Genomic DNA, 16,097 nt, shown 5'->3' with positions numbered 1-16,097 from the left:
TGGTCAACACCAGTTTCCGTTTTCGTCGAGGCCGAGCGGCCAATAAGGCATGCAGGTTATCAGCGTGACAAAATCGTCTTGCTTGTCGTCCACCAGCCAGCCGAGAAGCAGGACCTCGGGAGGCACACGGTCCAGTTCGTCGAGTGAGGCGTTCAATGCCGTGCATCTCAGCCATGTGTCGCGCACCAGCGTCACGACTTCGGGTGCGGATGCCGGACCGGCGAGCCGGCGTTCGAAGGATGCATCGATGGCATCCTCTCTTGATCCGCCTTCCTTCATCTGAGAATCGACCAGGCTGCTCCACCATTCGGACGCCGTGTCGTAGGTCGGACGCAGGGCGGCGAGATACTCCTGGAAAATCCGCCGATGCGCTTCTGTTGCTTCCGCCAAGGGTTTCGGGCTGCCTTGCGAACTGGTGACGGCGAGGTCGCTGGGCGCACAGCACAGACGCGAAATTCCCTTGGCGACGATGTGAAAGGTTTCAAGCGGCATCAGCAGGGATCTCCGTCCTTGCCGATGCCGATCGGGATGAAAAACATCGTCTCCATCACCTCGTAAAGGTCATCGTTGTCGTCCTCGAGGTCGTTAACGAGGAGGTCGATCGGCAGCACTTGCTCGCGTGTCGGCGGCGGCACGTCCAGGCCCCATAGTTCATCGGGGTCCTCCTCGTGGTATTTCCTGCCTTGCTCATCCAACTCGAGGTTGAGTTCCTCGGCCAGTAGGAAATATTTACGGAAGATCGCGATCAGGCGCGGGTGCCCGCCAAGCTCGGTCGGCCAGCGCGTTTCGAAATCGAGGGCGGGGCCGCCCGGATAGGATTTCCGTTCGTTCTTCCTGAGCTGAGCCTTCCACCATTTCTTGACGTCCGGTACCGCGGCGCGTAGCTCCACGATGTAGTCGTCCTGGATCTTCTGGAGACGCTCGTCCATCAACTCACATCCTGATCCGGGCGATCTTGAGCTTGGCTTTTTGCCGGATCGTCTTCATGTTCGCCCCCTGGCTGTTCGAGCATTTGCGGCAATGGGGCTTGACCGCCTCCGGCTTGGCGAAATGGTCCTTGAACCCTTGGTAGGGTTTCGGCAGGTGGCAGCCGCCATTTTCCCACGCGACCTTCATCGGAGGCTCATGATCCGGGGTCATGGCCTTCTTGTCACGGTCCTTGTACTTTCCCTTCGAGGCCGTTGAATACTGGTTCGGGGGAAGCCAAGGCTTGCCGCATTCCCAGCACGGCTTTCCGTGGACCTCCTTGTCCTGGTCCGCGTTGATATCAGGCGCATGCTTCTTGCGGCTGTATTTCGGACATTTCTTCTTGCCATCCGCATGCGGAGCGACGGTTTTGTAAAAAGCCACCAAGGCGGAACCATCCAAACCGTTGCATGGGCTGCTGGCTTCGTTCTGGCCCATGGGATCGCCATGTCGGCAGACCCCTTTGCCTTCCACCTTGACTGAAAACGACCACAGCATGAAGCCGCCCTTGCCCTTGATGCGGTGTGTGATGACGCCGGCGCCGAGCCCGGGCGTGGCCGGCTCGTTCCCCGTGCTCATCGCGACTTCCGATGAGCTCTCCAGCGCCGTCGGATTGCCGTCGATCTTGACGGAAGTGCTGCCTTTGATCAGGTCGCTGGCGGAAAGCATGTTCACATATGGGACCGGCACCGGACCCGCCGGCGGCGGCGGCGGCGACAGGCAGACGTCTCCGGGGGCGATACCCTTGCCGTTGCTTCCCTTATGGAAGAAGCCCATGCCTTCGGCGAAGACCGTGATCGCCATCGTTACGCCTCCCTGACTTCCATCGGCGCGGCGCGCATGGCCGGTAGCGCGTTCTGGGCGAGATCGTGGATATCCACGAAGGCGAACTCCTTAACCTCCCAGTCGTCGCTCCAGAATGCGATTGTCGCGGTGGGCTGGCTCGTTACCGGCGCCTCAAATTCCGCGAGACGAAGGGTGAGCGCCGCCGTCGAGAGACCCTGGTCAACTGCGACCCGCGCCAGTTCGGTGGCCGCTTCGAACCAGGGATCTCCCGGTTCCGGTGGAGAGCCCAGCCGCACGATGACGAATGGATAGCGGCGACCGACGCGATCCTCGCTCATGCGCCACACGCCGGCGCAAGGCTGGTCACAGAAAATCGCCGTGGGTACTGTGAATCGCCAGACGCGAGAATCCAACTCACCCTCGTCCGGCCGTGCGCGCAATTCCGTCGACATCCACCGGTCCCAGCGGTCGATGAAGGCGCGTGGCAGGTTCGCGGCGACGAAATCTCCGGTCGCCGGAATCTTTCCGAAGAATCCCGTTGTCATATCTGCGGCGGACATGTGAACTTCTTGAACATCTCGAGTGTGTAGGGATTTTCGACGCTTGCCGCCTTGAGCTCGAAATCGGCCCACATGCCTTTCGTGCCCAGCCGCAGGCTGTAGACGTCGGTGAGCTTGGTTCCGGCGAAGTGGCCGCTGCGCAGCATCCTCAACCACGCCCAGCTGCCGGTCTCGTTGAGCATCACTTCGGGTGAGCCGTCGACCGGCTGGAAGGCGAGCGAGATGACACCGGTGCCGTCCTTGCCCGGCCACGTCATCGGCTGCGGCCTGGTCGCGTTGTTGTAGTAGACCAGGTTCTGTCCATCGAGGTTGAGCGTCATCCGTGCCACGTTGGGCGACAGGTCCTTCGGCTCCAGCGTGAAGTTCATCACCGGGCCGGTGCCGCCGGGAAACAGGTCGTCGCGGATGTGCCTGGCCTGCTCGAACGCCGCCAGCGCCGCGGGATCGAGCCCGAAATCGGCGCGCCATTTCCAGGGCTCGCTTGCCGTGTCGACATAGTTGATCAGATGGTCGTTGGTGAAGGCGTCGATCAGGCCGGTCGGCCCGAACAGGCGTTGGAAGTCGCGCACGTTGACGTCGACCGCGCTCTCGGGACTGAACGGGTAGCGGTTGTTGAGCGCCGCCTGGCAGAAGGGCAGGATGTCGGCGCGCCAGATGGCGTTGAGCTCGTTTGTTACGGCCTTCTGCGAGAGGCCGCTGGTGTCGCCGGCAATACCGCCAAGCCAGTCATTGATTGGCGAAGGCAGGATCTGCGCCTGCCTGGCGACCGCGCCTGTCAGTTCGGCAAGGCCGCCCTGCTTCTTGATGGCATCCTGCGGGTTGGGATTGGCGGTCACCGTCTGCAGCACATTCGACAGCGCCGTCAGTGCCACAACCGCCGCGTCGAGCGCCAGCGGCTGGCCGTCGACCTGGGCGATCGTGCCCTTGAGCGGCTTGAAGTGCTCGGCCACTAGGCTGCCGGTCATGTCTACCTGCTCGGCCGAGCCCGCGCGGGGCAACAGTTTCGCTCCCGTCTTCACCACCTTGCCCAGCTTTCCGAGCTTGCTGAGCAGCTTCGAGCCGGCTTTGGCCGCGCCGCCGCCCTTGTCATCGGCCGGTGCCTCGTCGGAGCGGGTCAGATCCGTTTCCTGGACCACAGCCGTCAGCAGGCGCTTCAACGCTGAATCGGCGCTCGAAAGATCCTTGAGGTTCTCGCTGGCGACGTTCAGGTCGGTCAGCGGCGCCAGCCGCATATCGCGCAGGAAACTGTCCCATTGCGATATGTAGTCGTCATAGTAGAGCTTCAGGATGTCTTCGGAGAGCGCCGAAACCGAAGTTTCGGAATTTTCCGAGCAGCCGCCGGCAAACACCGCCCGGTCGAGCGCCGCCTGGCCGGCCACATCCTCGACCCGGTCGAGGATGGCGTCATGGAAGCCGGAATAGGTATAGGGGCCTGGAACGCCGACGCGCAGCGTCTTGTCGGAGCGGCGCGCGAACACCTTGGCTCCGTTGGGTCCGGCGAAATTGGCGGGCACCCATTCCTTGACGGCCGCTACTTCCGGATCTGCCAGAAGCTGCTTGTAGGCGCGCGCCGGCAGCGAGATCGTGCACACCGTCTTCAGCGCTTCGGCGACCAGCTCCTTGTCCGGCGCAATATAGCTGTCGTCGATCGTCATGCGGCGGATAGCGGCGAGCTGGTGCGCTTCGGCATCAGGGGTCGGAAAGGGCGGTGCCGTCGCGAATTCCGGCAGGCTGTTCATCCACCAGTTCTGCACGAAATCGGTGTCCATCTGCGACAGGCCGGTCATCATGCGATAGGTCTTCAGCGCGCCGAGCATGAAATCCGGATCGCGAATCTGCCGCCACATCGTGGCCTCGAGCAGGGCGACCATATGCGGCTCCAGCACATTGCGCAGCGCATGGTCGTAGGTATCGGTCTGCGCCCGGACCAGTTCCGCTGAAGCCGTCGGGCCGAGCAGGTCGTGAACCGCATCCGGCGGCGGGGTGCGGGCGGCCGCGACCGCGTCCATCGCGGCCAGCGCGCCATCCATGGTCGGTTGCTCGACCGACGCCGGCATGGCGGCGACGTCCGTGAGCGGCGCCTGCAGCGCCTCGAACTGGCCGGCCTGGTCAGTGATCGCATTGCGGTTGTCGAGATAGGACCAGGTGAACAGCCCGCCAGCGAGCACAGCCGCCAGCGCGCAGGCAGCGGCGGCGCCACGCCAGATCCAAGCGCGGCGGCGCTGCGCCAGTGGATCGAATGTTCCGAGGCCGGCTTCCTTGAAGATCACCTCGGTCAGCAGGTTCCTGAGAAAGAAGCTGCGTTTTTCGACGCGCGCCGCCGGCATGGCGCGGCGCGGCGGCAGCCCGAAGGACGACGACAGTGCCGCGGTCAGCCGGTCGATGGGCGCGCCTTCCTGCGTCGCCGAGGTCAAATACAGACCGCGCAGCCAGGCGGCCTCCTCGTAGCGGCTTTCGCCGAACATCGCCTCGATCAGCACCTGGATCGGTTCAGAAAGGCTAGCAAGCTGAGCCGGGAAGCGGAAGATCTCGGCGCGCGAGGCGAGCTTTTCCTCATCCTCCAGCCGCGGCACCAGCCGCCGCTCGAGTTCGGTGGCCAACCTGGCAAGCTCCGTCTGGATCGCGCCGGCGTCGACGCGGGCATCGAGCGGAAAAGTCGTTCCCCAGACCTGCTCGCGCGCCGTCGTCGACAGGCCGCCGAAGAAGGCCTCGAAGCCCTTGATCAGGTCGGCCTTGGTCAGCATCAGATAGACGGGCAGGCGGATTTCGAGCCGGTCGTTCAACTCCGCCAGCCGGCGGCGGATTTTTCGGCCATGCGCCTTTATCGCCTCGTCACCCTCGGAAAGCACGTCGATCGACAGCGCCACGATCACGCCGTTCAGCGCCCGCCGGCCGCGGTGTTTCTTGAGAAGGTCGAGGAAGCCCAGCCATTCCGCCGCGTCGACATCGGGTTGGCTCTCCTGCTGGACATAGCGGCCGGCCGTGTCGATCAGCACTGCGTTTTCCGAAAAGAACCAGTCGCAGTTGCGCGTGCCGCCGACACCTTGCAGATCGTCGGTAAGGTCGATCGGGAAGTTGAGGCCGGACTGACGCAAAGCGGTCGTCTTGCCGGTGGCCGGCGGCCCGACGATCACATACCACGGCATCTCGCGCAGGAACTTGCGGCCTCCGAGCTTGCGCCGCTTGAGTTCCGCCATCACGTCGCCGAACTTGGCGCCGACTGCCGCGACGCTCTCCTCGCCGGGGGTAAGCTGCTTTTCCGCCACGGGCGCCGCGATCTCGGCGACGAACATGCGATTGGCGCGGATCGCGCGGCGCTGCGCGACGATCAGCCAGATCAGCCACAGAATGATCAGCCCGGCGATGATGGCGATGCGCACATTGTCGGAATCGAACGGCGCATAAGGGCCGACCTGGACGATCGGGCCGAACACCCAGATCAACAGCGAAAGCAGTGCGATGCCGATCAGCGTCCAAAGGAAGCGCGAGGTGATGACGGCCCAGAGGAAGCGCAGGATGAACATCTCAAAGCCTCTTCTCGACCAGCACCTCGACGCGCCGGTTGAGCGCCCGGCCCTCGCGTGTCGAGTTGTCGGCCACCGGATCGGACTCGGCGCGGCCTTCGTAGTGGATGCTCTCCTGCGGCACGCCGGCCTGCACCAGCAGCTTGGCTATGGTTTCGGCGCGTGCTTCGGAGAGATGCTGATTGGTTGAAAGCGGGTTGGACCTTTGCAGGCGTACGTTGTCGGTATGGCCAATGACCGTGATTTTTCCGATCAGTTCCTTGTTGTCCAGGATGACCTTGGCGATCGAGTCGATCAGGGGTTCGTAGCCTTGGGTGAGCGTTGGCCGCGACGATTGGAACAGTTCAGGGTTGGAAGACTGGACGACCAGCTTGGCCAGCGAGACGCTCTCGGTGCCGCTGAGCGCCCCCTTGAGGTCCGCTGGTGCGCCGGCCTCGAATTCCGGCAGCAGCGCGAAATCGACTGCTTCCGGCGGCGGCGGTTCCGGCGCGTCAGGCTTGGGTGCGGCACGCGTAACATCGCCTCGCGAAGGCGGCGGCAGGGTACGAACCAGCGCGGAAAGCTCTACCGCCTGGTTGCTCAGCCCCATCGAAAGGCCGACATGGATGGCGGCGGCGATCACCACTGCCGCCAGCGCCATCACCCAGATCGGAACGATGAAGCGCTGCGGCTCGTCGGACGCGATCACGCCTTTCCAGTTCGGCGACAGCGGCGCGTCCTGAGCATCGGCATCGCGCAAGGAACGCGCCGCCGCCACGCGAACCGCATTGATCGAGCGGTCGCCCGCCCGGCCGGGCACGCGGTACTTGCCGCGGAAGCCAAGCGCCAGGCAGTAATATTGCAGCTCCAGCAATTCGCGGTCGCGGTTCGGGTGCCGCTCCAACTCGTCGAGACGCGTGAAGAATTGCGTGCCGGCATCGACGTCGCCGCGCAGCATGACCACCAGCGGCTGACGCGGCCACGCGCTGGCCCCGCCCCACGGCGTGTTGAGCGCGAGGTCGTCGAGCAGCGCCGCCACCACCCAGGCGGCCTGGTCGGCCCGTTCCAGCGAAGAACCGGCCGCCATCGCCGCGTCGCGCGCCCGCACCAGCTCGTCGAGCAGGCGTGTGCGCATCACTTCCGGATTCTCGGGCGCCAGCGCGCTTTCGAGCTCCGGTGCGAATTCAAGCAGCGGCGCGAATATGTTGATGAGCGTATTGGGATTGGCGCGCGCCCGCTTCACCGGCGCGCCCGGCACGAGCGGCGCCATCGGCCGTGGTGCCGCACCCGTCAACCTGATGCGGGTGCGTTCGCGATCCTCCGACAGTCCGAAAGGATCATCCCGGCTCATGATCTCACCTGTTCACCGAATAGCAGTCGACCTGCGGCTCGCTCGGCAGCACACCGGAAACACCGATGACGAAGCCAGGGGCTTCGAGCAGCGAGGCCCAATGCTCGTTCTTCTGGTCGAGCTCCAGGCAAAGCCGATCGCCGTCATAAGGGATCTCGCGCGGCTGCGAATGAAGCGGTTTCAACGGAATGCCGGGCAGGCGCGACTTCCACAGACCCTCGAACTGGTCGGCGGAGCCGACGGTCGCCTGGTTGACGAAGATCTTGCGCAGCGCGTCTTCCGACAGTTCGGAGCCGACACGGATGACGATGCGGCTGGCGACCAAGAGCTTCGGATTGTCGATGCGCACTTTCCAGACATTGGTCGAATGCCGCATGACCGGCAGCGCGCGCGACTTAGGCTCGATATAGCGCAGGCTGAGGATGAGCGATCGCAATGCGTCCGCCAGGGCCATGTAGGCGGCACCAGGCGCCATGTGGTCATAGGCCGGCAGCTCGCCCAGCCGGCGCGAGCTCGAGCCATAGGTCGCCATCTCGCCGGCGAGCCCGGCAAGCTCGAGAAAGAGCTCGGCCGGATGGAAGACGTCCTGCACCAGCATATGCGCAAGGCGCGGGCGCGCCGCATTGGCCAGATGCAGCATCAGCAGGTCCTCGACGCTGCGGCCTGGTCCGCCCATCACCATCTTGCCATGTGCCTCGGCGATCTGGTCGAGGCCGGTCACGACCTCCTGCAGCAACTGCCGGTACCAGGCGACGGCGCCAGTGACCAGCGTCGGCGGCAGGAAAGTTTCATCGAGCGAAACCCCGCCATCGGCACGGATCCCCTTGATGTCGGCGACCGGCAGCGCGGTGTAGCCGCCGACCGATTTGCCCGGCGCCAGCAGCACCGCCTGCGGCCGGGCGATCTCGATCTCTTCCGGATCGGCACCACCCTGGACGGCATCGCGCACCGAAACGATCCGGCCGTGATAACGTGCGCCGCTGGATGGGGCATGCGCCGGGTCGAAGCCGACACCGCCCGGAGGCTCGAGCGGCAGGGCGATCGACACCGGCCCGGTACCGGTGTCGGCCGTGACCGGCAATGGCCTCGGCGCGTCCATCAACTCCGGAATGGCAAAGGGTGTACCGTCCGGAAAAATGCCCCTCGCGGACACTATGGCAACCTGGCCGGCATCGAGCAGGGACTGGTCGAGCGTCAACTGCTGAAAGCCGAACGTGTGAAGCTGGCCGGCCTGCAAGGCGCCGCGCACCGTCGCTTCGAAAAAACGGTCCTGCTGCTGAAAATGCTGGGTCCTGAGAAACAGGCCCTCGGACCACAGCACCCTGTTTGCGTCGCTCATGCCGCTACTTTCCGCATTCAAGTCACCTTTGCTCGGAGCCGCTAGGCGGAGATACCGCCGCTGCCGAGTTTGACGTTGATCGTGAACTTCGACCCCGGTGAGACGGACTTGGTCGTGCGCCAGTTCCTGCCGCCAGGCTCGCGGATCAGCGCGACGAAGCCGAGCGCCGTCGCATTCGGCTCGACCGTGATGGTCTTGGCAGCGGTCTTGCCCGGCGCCACCGAGATCGTGTCGGAGCCGATGAGATCGGCGCCGAGCGCGGAGCCGGCATCGCCCTGCAGCGCGAAGTAATCAGCGGAGTTGAACTTGCCTGTGCTGGCAAGCCGCATCACCAGCACGGTCACCGGTCGGTCACCGCCGCCCGGCCCCGGGTTCATACCGGCGCCGCCGCTTACATTCACGGTGACAACCGATGGTTTGGGCGGGCCGCTCTGGCAAGCCGCAAGCAGCCCTGTCGCGCCAAGGGCAAGGACGAGTTCGCGTCGATCAATCATGTCTCACTCCTCTTCATATGCGTCTCGAAAATCAGCACCGATTTCGCCCAGGAAGCTCGATTCCGCGCTTTGGGCGATGTCACGATGGCGTCTCTGATAGAGCTCCCACAGCTTGGCGCTACGCCCGCCGGAAAGCAGATTGCCGATCGCGGAATTCGATTTCAGCTCTTCCTCGATCGCTGCCGGATCGAAGCGGTCGATCATGCGCCGCAGCGCCGCCTGCACGCCGCGCCAGGCGCGCACGTGATGCTGCGCGAGGTCCCTCACCGCATCGCCGATCGCCGCCTCGCCGGACAGGAAACCAGGACTGCGCTCCGAGAGGATGGTAACGATGACGTCGTCGATCGTGGGCAGGAATTTGAGCGGATTGACCTCCGACGCTCCGACCATGGTCTGGGCGACGCGCGCGCTCCCCTTCTCCTCGGCACGCTTGCGCAGAAGCTGCATCAGGCCGTCCAACATCAGCCGGTATTCGCGCCCGAACTTTTCCATCTCGGCGATGGCATCGCGACCGGGGACGTCGGCTTCCTCGACGCCCATGCCGCGCAGAAACGCGGCGCGAAGCGCCATGTCGCTCGGCGCCGGCTGCGCGGGCCGGGATGGCTTGGGCGCGGAAGCGGGAGGGGGCTCGGCCGCCCGCACCGGTGTGGCCCAAGGATTGGCGGCCTGTAATTTTTCGTCCGGATGCTCGCCGCCATGAAGAGCATTGGCGCCGTTTGCAGGGGCAGACGTTGCGGCTGGCCCGAAGCTGAAATCGTTATCGAAGCTCGACGGCTTTGGCGCGGGTCCCGCCACATCGCCACGGATTGGCATCTCGGCGAAGCCGAACGGATCCTGCTGGCCCGGTGCCGCGGCACCGTTCGATGCCGCCACCGGGTCAAGGCTGAACGGGTCGTCAAATGCAGGCGAATCGCGCTGGCTGGAGGCGCGTTCATAGGCTCCCGGGGCCGGCTGCTCGAATGGATCCGGCAAGTCCGCCGGGCGCGGCCGCCGCGGCTCTTCCTCGACCCTGGCAGAGAAAAAGTCGTCGCCGCCGATGCTGGCAGGAGCGCGCGGTTGCGGCGGCGACCATGCGGGCGCCGGTTGGCTCGCCCGTGGCTGCCCCGCCGATGTCTGGCTCACGTTTGGCTGGACCTCGACATGGAGAACGTAGTCGCCCAGTCTCAACCGCATGCCGCTTTGCAGGCGTGTCGACCTGCCGGTCCCCAAAGGGCTGTCGGCATCGTCGATGAACAGCCCGCTGCTCGATGTGTCGGTGACGTAGTATCCGTCGCGGCCGCCGCTGATCTTGCAATGTGCCCGCGAGACGAACATGTCAGGATCGTCGATCTGCCAGCCGGCTTCGGCGCTGCGGCCGATCACCAGCTCGCCTTCGTCGAGGCGCGCCTGCCGCATCACCTGGCTGCGCGGCCCCTGCTCAAGCGTCAGCAGCAGGCTCATGCCGCGCCCTCCGCCATTTCCGGCCGCCATCCGACGATCGTGCGCAGCCGCATGTCGTCGGCGTCCCCTCTTTCGGCGGGCCGCGCGAGCCAGGCGGTCCGTGCAAGCTGGACGGTTCCGATACGCGGCGGCGGCACGGCGTCGCGCGCCAGCACGATGCGGAGATCGACATCGAGCGTCTCACCGATCATGTCGCGCACGGCCTTCTTGAACAGGCCCAGTCGCCTTCCGCCCGGCAGAAACGCCTTGAAGTCTTCAAGGCCGAGCGGGCCGACACGCAACTCGATCCTGCTCTGGCGGCTGAACACGCGCGGGCCGATTGTCGCGCCACGGCCCAGCACGGCGTGGGCTTTGGCCAAACGCGTCTGGAGCGCGGCCGGGATCGTCATCCAGGCGGCAACGAATTCCTTGAGCTGGACCGGTACCCGGAATGCGTCCGCGAGGAACAATGTCAGCCGTTCCGGGCCGTCGATCTGGCTGGCCAGCGATCCGGCCTGGCGCAGTCTCACCGCGTCGAGTTCGGGGTCCTCGGTGCCGGGAAGTCCGATCCCGGCCATGGTCTGGAGCATGGCGCGAACCCGCCCGCCGACTGCACGCTCGACCTGCACCGCCGGATGCGCGTCGGCCCAGGCGCGGTAGTAGAGTGCAATCATGCGGTGCTGCAGGATGTTGACGAAGTCGACGAAGGTCGTGTCACTGGTCTGCTCCGCCTCGGCGCCGGTGAACCAGCGCTGCGACAGACGATCGAGCACCCAGCGCGTCAGATGCAGCGGCATCGGTCCTTCAGGGCCGAGCAGGCCGAGATTGGCGACCGTCACCCGCGCCGGCGTCTTGTCCCTGGCCTCCTGGAATTTGACCACGTCCCTGGCGGAGAAGGCGAGCCGCACATGCTGGCCGAGCCTGGCCGGCTCGCGGTCGGCCGTGCCGGAATAGCCGAAAAGTCCGCGCCGCTGCTCCAGCCGGCGCAGCAGTTCGAAGAAGTCGTAGCTCTCCGACAGCGTCTGGGTTTCGGTTGGGGCGGGTCGCGCTAGATCAGGTAGCGATTGCCGGGCGTCATCGGCCATGGCACATCCTCCTGCTTCTGCAGCAGCCGCGTGCGGGTTCGCACGAGGCCGTTAATTCCGGCGTGGCGGGCAAACAATCGCGAGAGCAAAGCCGAAAGCAGCAGCGTGCTCTGCCCCGCCAGCACCGACTGGTCGACATGCAGGGTCACTTCCGTGCCGCGTCCGAAACACATCGGCCCATCGATGTGCAGCCGTTCGATGACCGGGCGAGAGTCGATGCGAACGATGGAATGAACATTGCGCGCGAGGCTCGGGTCGCCTCGCTCGGCATAGAGATCGAGCAGTGCGTGCAGCGGTTCGACGCCACGCCCCTCCTTGGCGAGGCTCAGGAAATTGAGCGCCAGCTGCGCCACCAGCCGCCAGGCGAGATTGTCGGCCCGGGACTCGCCTTCCGCGCCCGCCGGCAGCGAGGCCGGAATTGCCGGTTGCGGCGGCCGCAACGCGCCAAGAAGCCGGACGGCTTCGACCGGATCCGCCGTCTCCAGTGTCAAGGCGGGCGTGTCGTCCAGGATCGGCAGATCGCGGTTGGTGCAAAGCGCCATGATGTCGAGGCGTTTGAGCGGTCGGTTCGCCGCGTTTGTGGCCGGACGCGAGACCGCCAGAAACACATCGTCCCCGGTGTACGAGGTGCGGGTCAGGCCTTCGCGCCGCTCGTCCTCGCTAGCCCTGCGCGGCCGTCGTTCGGTCGAAAAGACCCAGCCGCTGCCGCGGTTCTGCCCAAGGCTGAAGAGCTCGGGGATCTGGGCGTCGTTGCCTTCGCTGTCGGCATCCTCGACCCGGGTGACCCGGTAGATCTCGAAGTCTCGCGCCCGGGTGCGGTCGGCATGCACGACCTGCCGCGTCTTGCGCGGGTCGATCTCGACGACGTTGCACTCCCGTTCGAAGAGATTGATGATCGGTGTCACGAACAGCTCGAAGTCGGCCGGTGTCACATCGGCCATCTCAGGTACCGGGCGGCGGAACAGGAAGATGATCTCGATCCCCGCTTCGCATTTACGCACGACCGGTTGCAGTCCGGATACGCGCACATAGTGGAACCGCTCGGGGATCATGAAATATTCGCGCAACAACCGGTAGCCTTCGAACGTCGGACGGGTACGGGGCATCAGGGCCTCGTCGTCGCGGATGCCGACCATTTCGTGTTCAGGCAGGGCCGAGAGTGGATTGGCCTTACCTTCGGGGCGTGCGGCGACGGCCGAGCAGGCGCCGAAGATTGCGTCGAAAAGCAGCGGCGCCTTGCTGCGTCCCGCGAAATAGAGGTCGAGCCGGTCGAGTGCGAGTTCGCCAAGCTTGCCCTTTCCGGCACGCCCGAGCGTGACGCGAAGTGCTGCTTCGCCGCGCACGCCGCCGACCGGCGTGATGCCCGCGGACGCCAGACCGCTGCGGTCCTGAAAATAACTCACGGAAGTGATCGCGATCGGCCACAGCGTGACCTCCTGCGCCGTGGTGAAGGTGCAGCGCGTCGAAAGGCCTGGATGCAGGCTGGAGACGAGCCGCGTGCCGCGCGCGACGGCATGGCCGGCAATCATCGACTGCACCTGCTGGCCGGGTTTCAGCACCGCCATCGCCGTTGCCGGCGCGGGCGTGACCAGATCCGGATAAAGCACATCGAGCACGGCGCGCGAGAAGCGCGAGCGCTCCGCATCGACCTTCAGCCGCGTGCGTGCCGCCAGGAAAGCCACGCCGTCAAGCAGCCGCTCGACATAGGGGTCGGGGCAGGGAACGGTGTCGAGGGAAAGATTGCGGGCGACCGCCGGATGCATGTCGGCGAATTCCGCGGCCAGCGCCCGGATATGGGTCAGTTCCTCTTCGTAGTATTCCACGAAGACCCGATCCATCTCAGGTCTCCCTGAATTCGGTTCGTGCCAGGCCGTTGTCGAGATTGATCGTGGTGCGCAGCCGCATGCGTTCGGGCGTCGGCGTCATGATCAGAACGGCGTCGATCTCGATCTTGAGACCGACGGTCTTGTCGCCGAGGGTAACGTTGACGGTCGTGGCGCTCTCCTTGAGGCGCGGCTCGAAAGTGGCGAGCACCGCGCGGATCTCGCGCGCCAGCGTGTCGCGATCGAAGTCCCGCGACGAACGGCCCGAGAAGGACGGCACCCCATAATTGACGACACTGCGGCGCACTTCCGGAAAGTCGGCGAGCGAGGGCAGTTCCTCCAGGGGCTGTTCGTGCTCGGCATCGGAAAGCATCGGAACGGATTCGAAGCGCTCGGTGTTGAACAGGGCCTCGATGTCACGCCGGACGGCTTCCCGGAGCACGCGCGCCGAAACCACCACACCGCGGCTTTCGATCTCGGCGCGATGCTCGCTCTGGAAGACCAGCCGGTGCAGACGGCGCTTCTGCTCGGCCGTCAGTTCCGCATCGGCATCGATGCCGCGCGCGCTGCCGGCAAGAAGTTCCTCGACGCGCTCGGCGCCGAGTTCTTCCTGCAACAGCCGGCGCAGCCCGTCGATCTCCGAAGTCAGGCCCGGCAGATCGTTGACGAGGCGGTCCCAGAGGGAAGGTTGGACCGCCTCGCGCTTTGCCCGCGAACTGCCGGCAATCTGCGCCTTCGCGCCGGACCGCTTGGCCTCACTTGCCGACATAGACGTCCATTTCGATCTCGTCGTCCTTGTCATAGACGAACTTGATCTTCTTGTAGGCGAAGCTGACGTCTTCCTCGATCAGGTCGGCCTCGTCGTCGGCCTGCCTCATGTCGTATTCCATGACCGAGGCATCGGTGAGCGTCACGACGAGATAGTCGCTGGTCTCGCCATCTATTGTGCGGCGAGCCGAAAATACCACCTCGTCGAGCGCCTTGTTCTCGAAAAGCGCTTTCTTCAGGTAAGGCGACGACTTGTCATAGTGCTTGGTGAACTTGATCATGCCGAGCGAGACGCGACCTCGGCGCGAGAGCGAATTCGGATCGTATGGCGCGACCATCTTATAGTCGACGCCGTGGATTTCGATCTCGTCCTCGTGGCCGTCCCGCTTGCTGGGACCCTTGATATCCGGGACTTTCAAAAAGCCGTCGATCTTCACTGGCATTGTCTTTCTCCACCGCTTTCAAACGAGACAGGATGACGTTGCTGCAATTTCAACCCTTCACCGACGGCAATTCCGACACCAGCCGGAGCGAGGCGTTGATGCCTTCCAGCTGATAGTGCGGCCGCAGATAGAAACGGGCGTTGTAGTAACCGGGCCGGCCCTCGACGCTATCGACCTGGACTTCCGCCGCGGCGAGCGGGCGCTTGGCGCGCGCCTTGTCGTCGGCGAAGGCCGGGTTGGCCAGCACGTATCGGTTGATCCATTCGGTCAACCAGATCTGCATGTCGGCGCGTTCCTTGAACGAGCCGATCTTGTCGCGCGCAATGGCCTTGAGGTAATGCGCGAAGCGCGAAACCGGGAAGAGGTAGGGCAGATTGGCGCTTAGCCGCTCGTTCGACTGCGCGTCGGGATCGACGAGCCGTCCGGCGCGGGTTTCATCGTCCTGCAGCGAATGCGCCCCGATGAAGGCAGCCAGGTCGGTATTCTTCCGGTGCAGGATGGGCATCAGGCCCAGCTTGGCCAGTTCCGCCTCGCGCCGGTCATCGATGGCGACCTCGGTTGGGCATTTCATCGCGATCGATCCGTCGTCGGTCGGGAAGGCATGCACCGGCAGGTTGAGCACCGTGCCGCCGTTCTCGACCCCGCGGATCTGCGTGCCCCAGCCATAAAGCTTGTGGCTGCGGTTGATGTTCACGCCCATCGGGAAGGCGGCGTTCATCCAGACATATTTGTTGTGGTCGCCGCCCACCTCCTCCTCGAAGGTGAAGCCCTTCACCGGAACGGTCTCCGAGCCGTAGGGCAGCCGCGCCAGCACACGCGGCATGGTGAGGCCGATATAGCGCGCGTCCTCGCTCTCGCGCAGCGACTGCCACGAGGCATAGGCCGGGTTGTTCACGATCATCTGCAGGTCCTGCGGGTTCGGCAGTTCCTGCCAGCTGTCCATGCGGAACAGGCGCGGCGAGGCGGCGGCGATGAACGGCGTGTGCGCCGAGGCGCAGACGCCCGAAATGTTGCGCAGCAGGCCGACGTCGCGCGGATGGTTCGAGAATTCGTAGGCGCCGATGATGCAGCCGATCGGCTCGCCGCCCAGCATCGAATATTCGTCCGTGTAGACTTTCTTGAAGATCGGGCTCTGGTCCCACATCTGGCCTTCATAGTCTTCGAGCGTATCGGCCAGCTGCTCCTTGGAGATGTTCATCACCCGGATCTTGAGGTGTTTCGCATCCGTCTCGGTGTTGTTTATGAGATACCAGAGGCCGCGCCACGTGCCTTCCATCTCCCGCACTTCCGGCGCGTGCAGGATTTCGTTGACCTGCGTCGTCAGCATCTTGTCGATGCCTGATATCAGTGACTTGATCGACTTGATCGCGTTGGACGAGATCGTCGTGGTCTCTGAGCGCGACTGCGCGGCGAGCGCCAGGTTGCGCACCAGTTGCTGCAGCTTTTCGCTGTCGTCCTTCTTGACCTTGAAATCCTTTTCCAGGAGGCCGCTGAATTCGCCGAGATCGATGGCTTCCGCTTCGGCGGTGGCGGCTGCGGTCTTTTGCTGTTCGGCCATGG

Annotated in this window: 14 protein-coding genes; all 14 read right to left on the bottom strand. The window is 64.7% G+C overall.

All coding sequences use genetic code 11. The features are described 5' to 3' along the window. Positions 1-3: 3 nt before the first annotated feature. From LB556_RS04045 to tssC, 14 genes are read right to left on the bottom strand one after another with little or no spacing between them, the layout of a single operon-like run. Positions 4-492, bottom strand: coding sequence for a hypothetical protein (locus LB556_RS04045; RefSeq protein ID WP_224564171.1), 489 nt, complete (start codon positions 490-492; stop codon positions 4-6). Further along, positions 492-929 (bottom strand): hypothetical protein, encoded by a 438-nt coding sequence (locus LB556_RS04040; protein WP_224564168.1) that lies wholly within the window; start codon positions 927-929, stop codon positions 492-494. The genes LB556_RS04045 and LB556_RS04040 overlap by 1 nt, the downstream gene beginning before the upstream one ends. 4 nt (positions 930-933) lie before the next feature. Continuing rightward, on the bottom strand, positions 934-1,770 hold the full coding sequence (locus LB556_RS04035; protein WP_224564165.1) for a DUF4150 domain-containing protein: 837 nt from the start codon (positions 1,768-1,770) through the stop codon (positions 934-936). Positions 1,771-1,772: 2 nt separating this feature from the next. Then, positions 1,773-2,312 carry a type VI secretion system-associated protein TagF gene (gene tagF / locus LB556_RS04030; RefSeq protein ID WP_224564162.1) on the bottom strand — a complete coding sequence of 180 codons (540 nt, stop codon included), beginning with the start codon at positions 2,310-2,312 and terminating at the stop codon, positions 1,773-1,775. Further along, the gene (gene tssM / locus LB556_RS04025) at positions 2,294-5,836 is read right to left on the bottom strand and encodes a type VI secretion system membrane subunit TssM (protein WP_224564158.1); all 3,543 of its coding nucleotides are present in this window, start codon (positions 5,834-5,836) and stop codon (positions 2,294-2,296) included. Before tssM ends, tagF begins: the two co-directional genes overlap by 19 nt. Before the next feature lies 1 nt (position 5,837). Next, the gene (gene icmH, locus LB556_RS04020; protein WP_224564145.1) at positions 5,838-7,166 is read right to left on the bottom strand and encodes a type IVB secretion system protein IcmH/DotU; all 1,329 of its coding nucleotides are present in this window, start codon (positions 7,164-7,166) and stop codon (positions 5,838-5,840) included. Between the two features lie 4 nt (positions 7,167-7,170). Continuing rightward, the gene (gene tssK, locus LB556_RS04015) at positions 7,171-8,505 is read right to left on the bottom strand and encodes a type VI secretion system baseplate subunit TssK (protein ID WP_224564143.1); all 1,335 of its coding nucleotides are present in this window, start codon (positions 8,503-8,505) and stop codon (positions 7,171-7,173) included. 41 nt (positions 8,506-8,546) lie between these two features. Next, positions 8,547-8,999 carry a type VI secretion system lipoprotein TssJ gene (gene tssJ, locus LB556_RS04010; RefSeq protein ID WP_224564126.1) on the bottom strand — a complete coding sequence of 151 codons (453 nt, stop codon included), beginning with the start codon at positions 8,997-8,999 and terminating at the stop codon, positions 8,547-8,549. A 3-nt stretch (positions 9,000-9,002) separates the two neighbouring features. Next, on the bottom strand, positions 9,003-10,439 hold the full coding sequence (gene tagH / locus LB556_RS04005) for a type VI secretion system-associated FHA domain protein TagH (protein WP_224564123.1): 1,437 nt from the start codon (positions 10,437-10,439) through the stop codon (positions 9,003-9,005). Further along, positions 10,436-11,503, bottom strand: a complete 1,068-nt coding sequence (gene tssG / locus LB556_RS04000; protein ID WP_224564121.1) for a type VI secretion system baseplate subunit TssG — start codon at positions 11,501-11,503, stop codon at positions 10,436-10,438. Before tssG ends, tagH begins: the two co-directional genes overlap by 4 nt. Next, positions 11,467-13,341: a type VI secretion system baseplate subunit TssF gene (gene tssF / locus LB556_RS03995; protein WP_224564118.1), complete on the bottom strand. Its 1,875-nt coding sequence runs from the start codon at positions 13,339-13,341 to the stop codon at positions 11,467-11,469. The genes tssG and tssF overlap by 37 nt, the downstream gene beginning before the upstream one ends. 1 nt (position 13,342) lies before the next feature. Continuing rightward, on the bottom strand, positions 13,343-14,095 hold the full coding sequence (gene tssE, locus LB556_RS03990) for a type VI secretion system baseplate subunit TssE (RefSeq protein WP_224564115.1): 753 nt from the start codon (positions 14,093-14,095) through the stop codon (positions 13,343-13,345). Continuing rightward, a complete protein-coding gene (locus LB556_RS03985; protein WP_224564113.1) occupies positions 14,082-14,537 on the bottom strand; it encodes an Hcp family type VI secretion system effector in 456 nt (151 codons plus the stop codon). Before LB556_RS03985 ends, tssE begins: the two co-directional genes overlap by 14 nt. Before the next feature lie 49 nt (positions 14,538-14,586). Beyond that, positions 14,587-16,095 (bottom strand): type VI secretion system contractile sheath large subunit, encoded by a 1,509-nt coding sequence (gene tssC, locus LB556_RS03980; RefSeq protein ID WP_224564111.1) that lies wholly within the window; start codon positions 16,093-16,095, stop codon positions 14,587-14,589. Between the last annotated feature and the right edge of the window lie 2 nt (positions 16,096-16,097).

This window comes from Mesorhizobium sp. ES1-4, from assembly GCF_020164745.1.
Taxonomy (GTDB): domain Bacteria; phylum Pseudomonadota; class Alphaproteobacteria; order Rhizobiales; family Rhizobiaceae; genus Mesorhizobium.
Note: the sequence above shows the minus strand (reverse complement) of the source record. Positions and strands in the feature narration are given on the sequence as shown.

Bases quoted from the DNA above. Each gene is read 5' to 3' on its own strand.
- LB556_RS04040 (WP_224564168.1), bottom strand. From the start codon at position 929: ATGGACGAGCGTCTCCAGAAGATCCAGGACGACTACATCGTGGAGCTA.
- tagF (WP_224564162.1), bottom strand. From the start codon at position 2,312: ATGTCCGCCGCAGATATGACAACGGGATTCTTCGGAAAGATTCCGGCG.
- tssK (WP_224564143.1), bottom strand. From the start codon at position 8,505: ATGAGCGACGCAAACAGGGTGCTGTGGTCCGAGGGCCTGTTTCTCAGG.
- icmH (WP_224564145.1), bottom strand. From the start codon at position 7,166: ATGAGCCGGGATGATCCTTTCGGACTGTCGGAGGATCGCGAACGCACC.
- LB556_RS03985 (WP_224564113.1), bottom strand. From the start codon at position 14,537: ATGCCAGTGAAGATCGACGGCTTTTTGAAAGTCCCGGATATCAAGGGT.
- tssG (WP_224564121.1), bottom strand. From the start codon at position 11,503: ATGGCCGATGACGCCCGGCAATCGCTACCTGATCTAGCGCGACCCGCC.
- tssF (WP_224564118.1), bottom strand. From the start codon at position 13,341: ATGGATCGGGTCTTCGTGGAATACTACGAAGAGGAACTGACCCATATC.
- tssJ (WP_224564126.1), bottom strand. From the start codon at position 8,999: ATGATTGATCGACGCGAACTCGTCCTTGCCCTTGGCGCGACAGGGCTG.
- LB556_RS04045 (WP_224564171.1), bottom strand. From the start codon at position 492: ATGCCGCTTGAAACCTTTCACATCGTCGCCAAGGGAATTTCGCGTCTG.
- tssE (WP_224564115.1), bottom strand. From the start codon at position 14,095: ATGTCGGCAAGTGAGGCCAAGCGGTCCGGCGCGAAGGCGCAGATTGCC.
- tssM (WP_224564158.1), bottom strand. From the start codon at position 5,836: ATGTTCATCCTGCGCTTCCTCTGGGCCGTCATCACCTCGCGCTTCCTT.
- LB556_RS04035 (WP_224564165.1), bottom strand. From the start codon at position 1,770: ATGGCGATCACGGTCTTCGCCGAAGGCATGGGCTTCTTCCATAAGGGA.
- tagH (WP_224564123.1), bottom strand. From the start codon at position 10,439: ATGAGCCTGCTGCTGACGCTTGAGCAGGGGCCGCGCAGCCAGGTGATG.
- tssC (WP_224564111.1), bottom strand. From the start codon at position 16,095: ATGGCCGAACAGCAAAAGACCGCAGCCGCCACCGCCGAAGCGGAAGCC.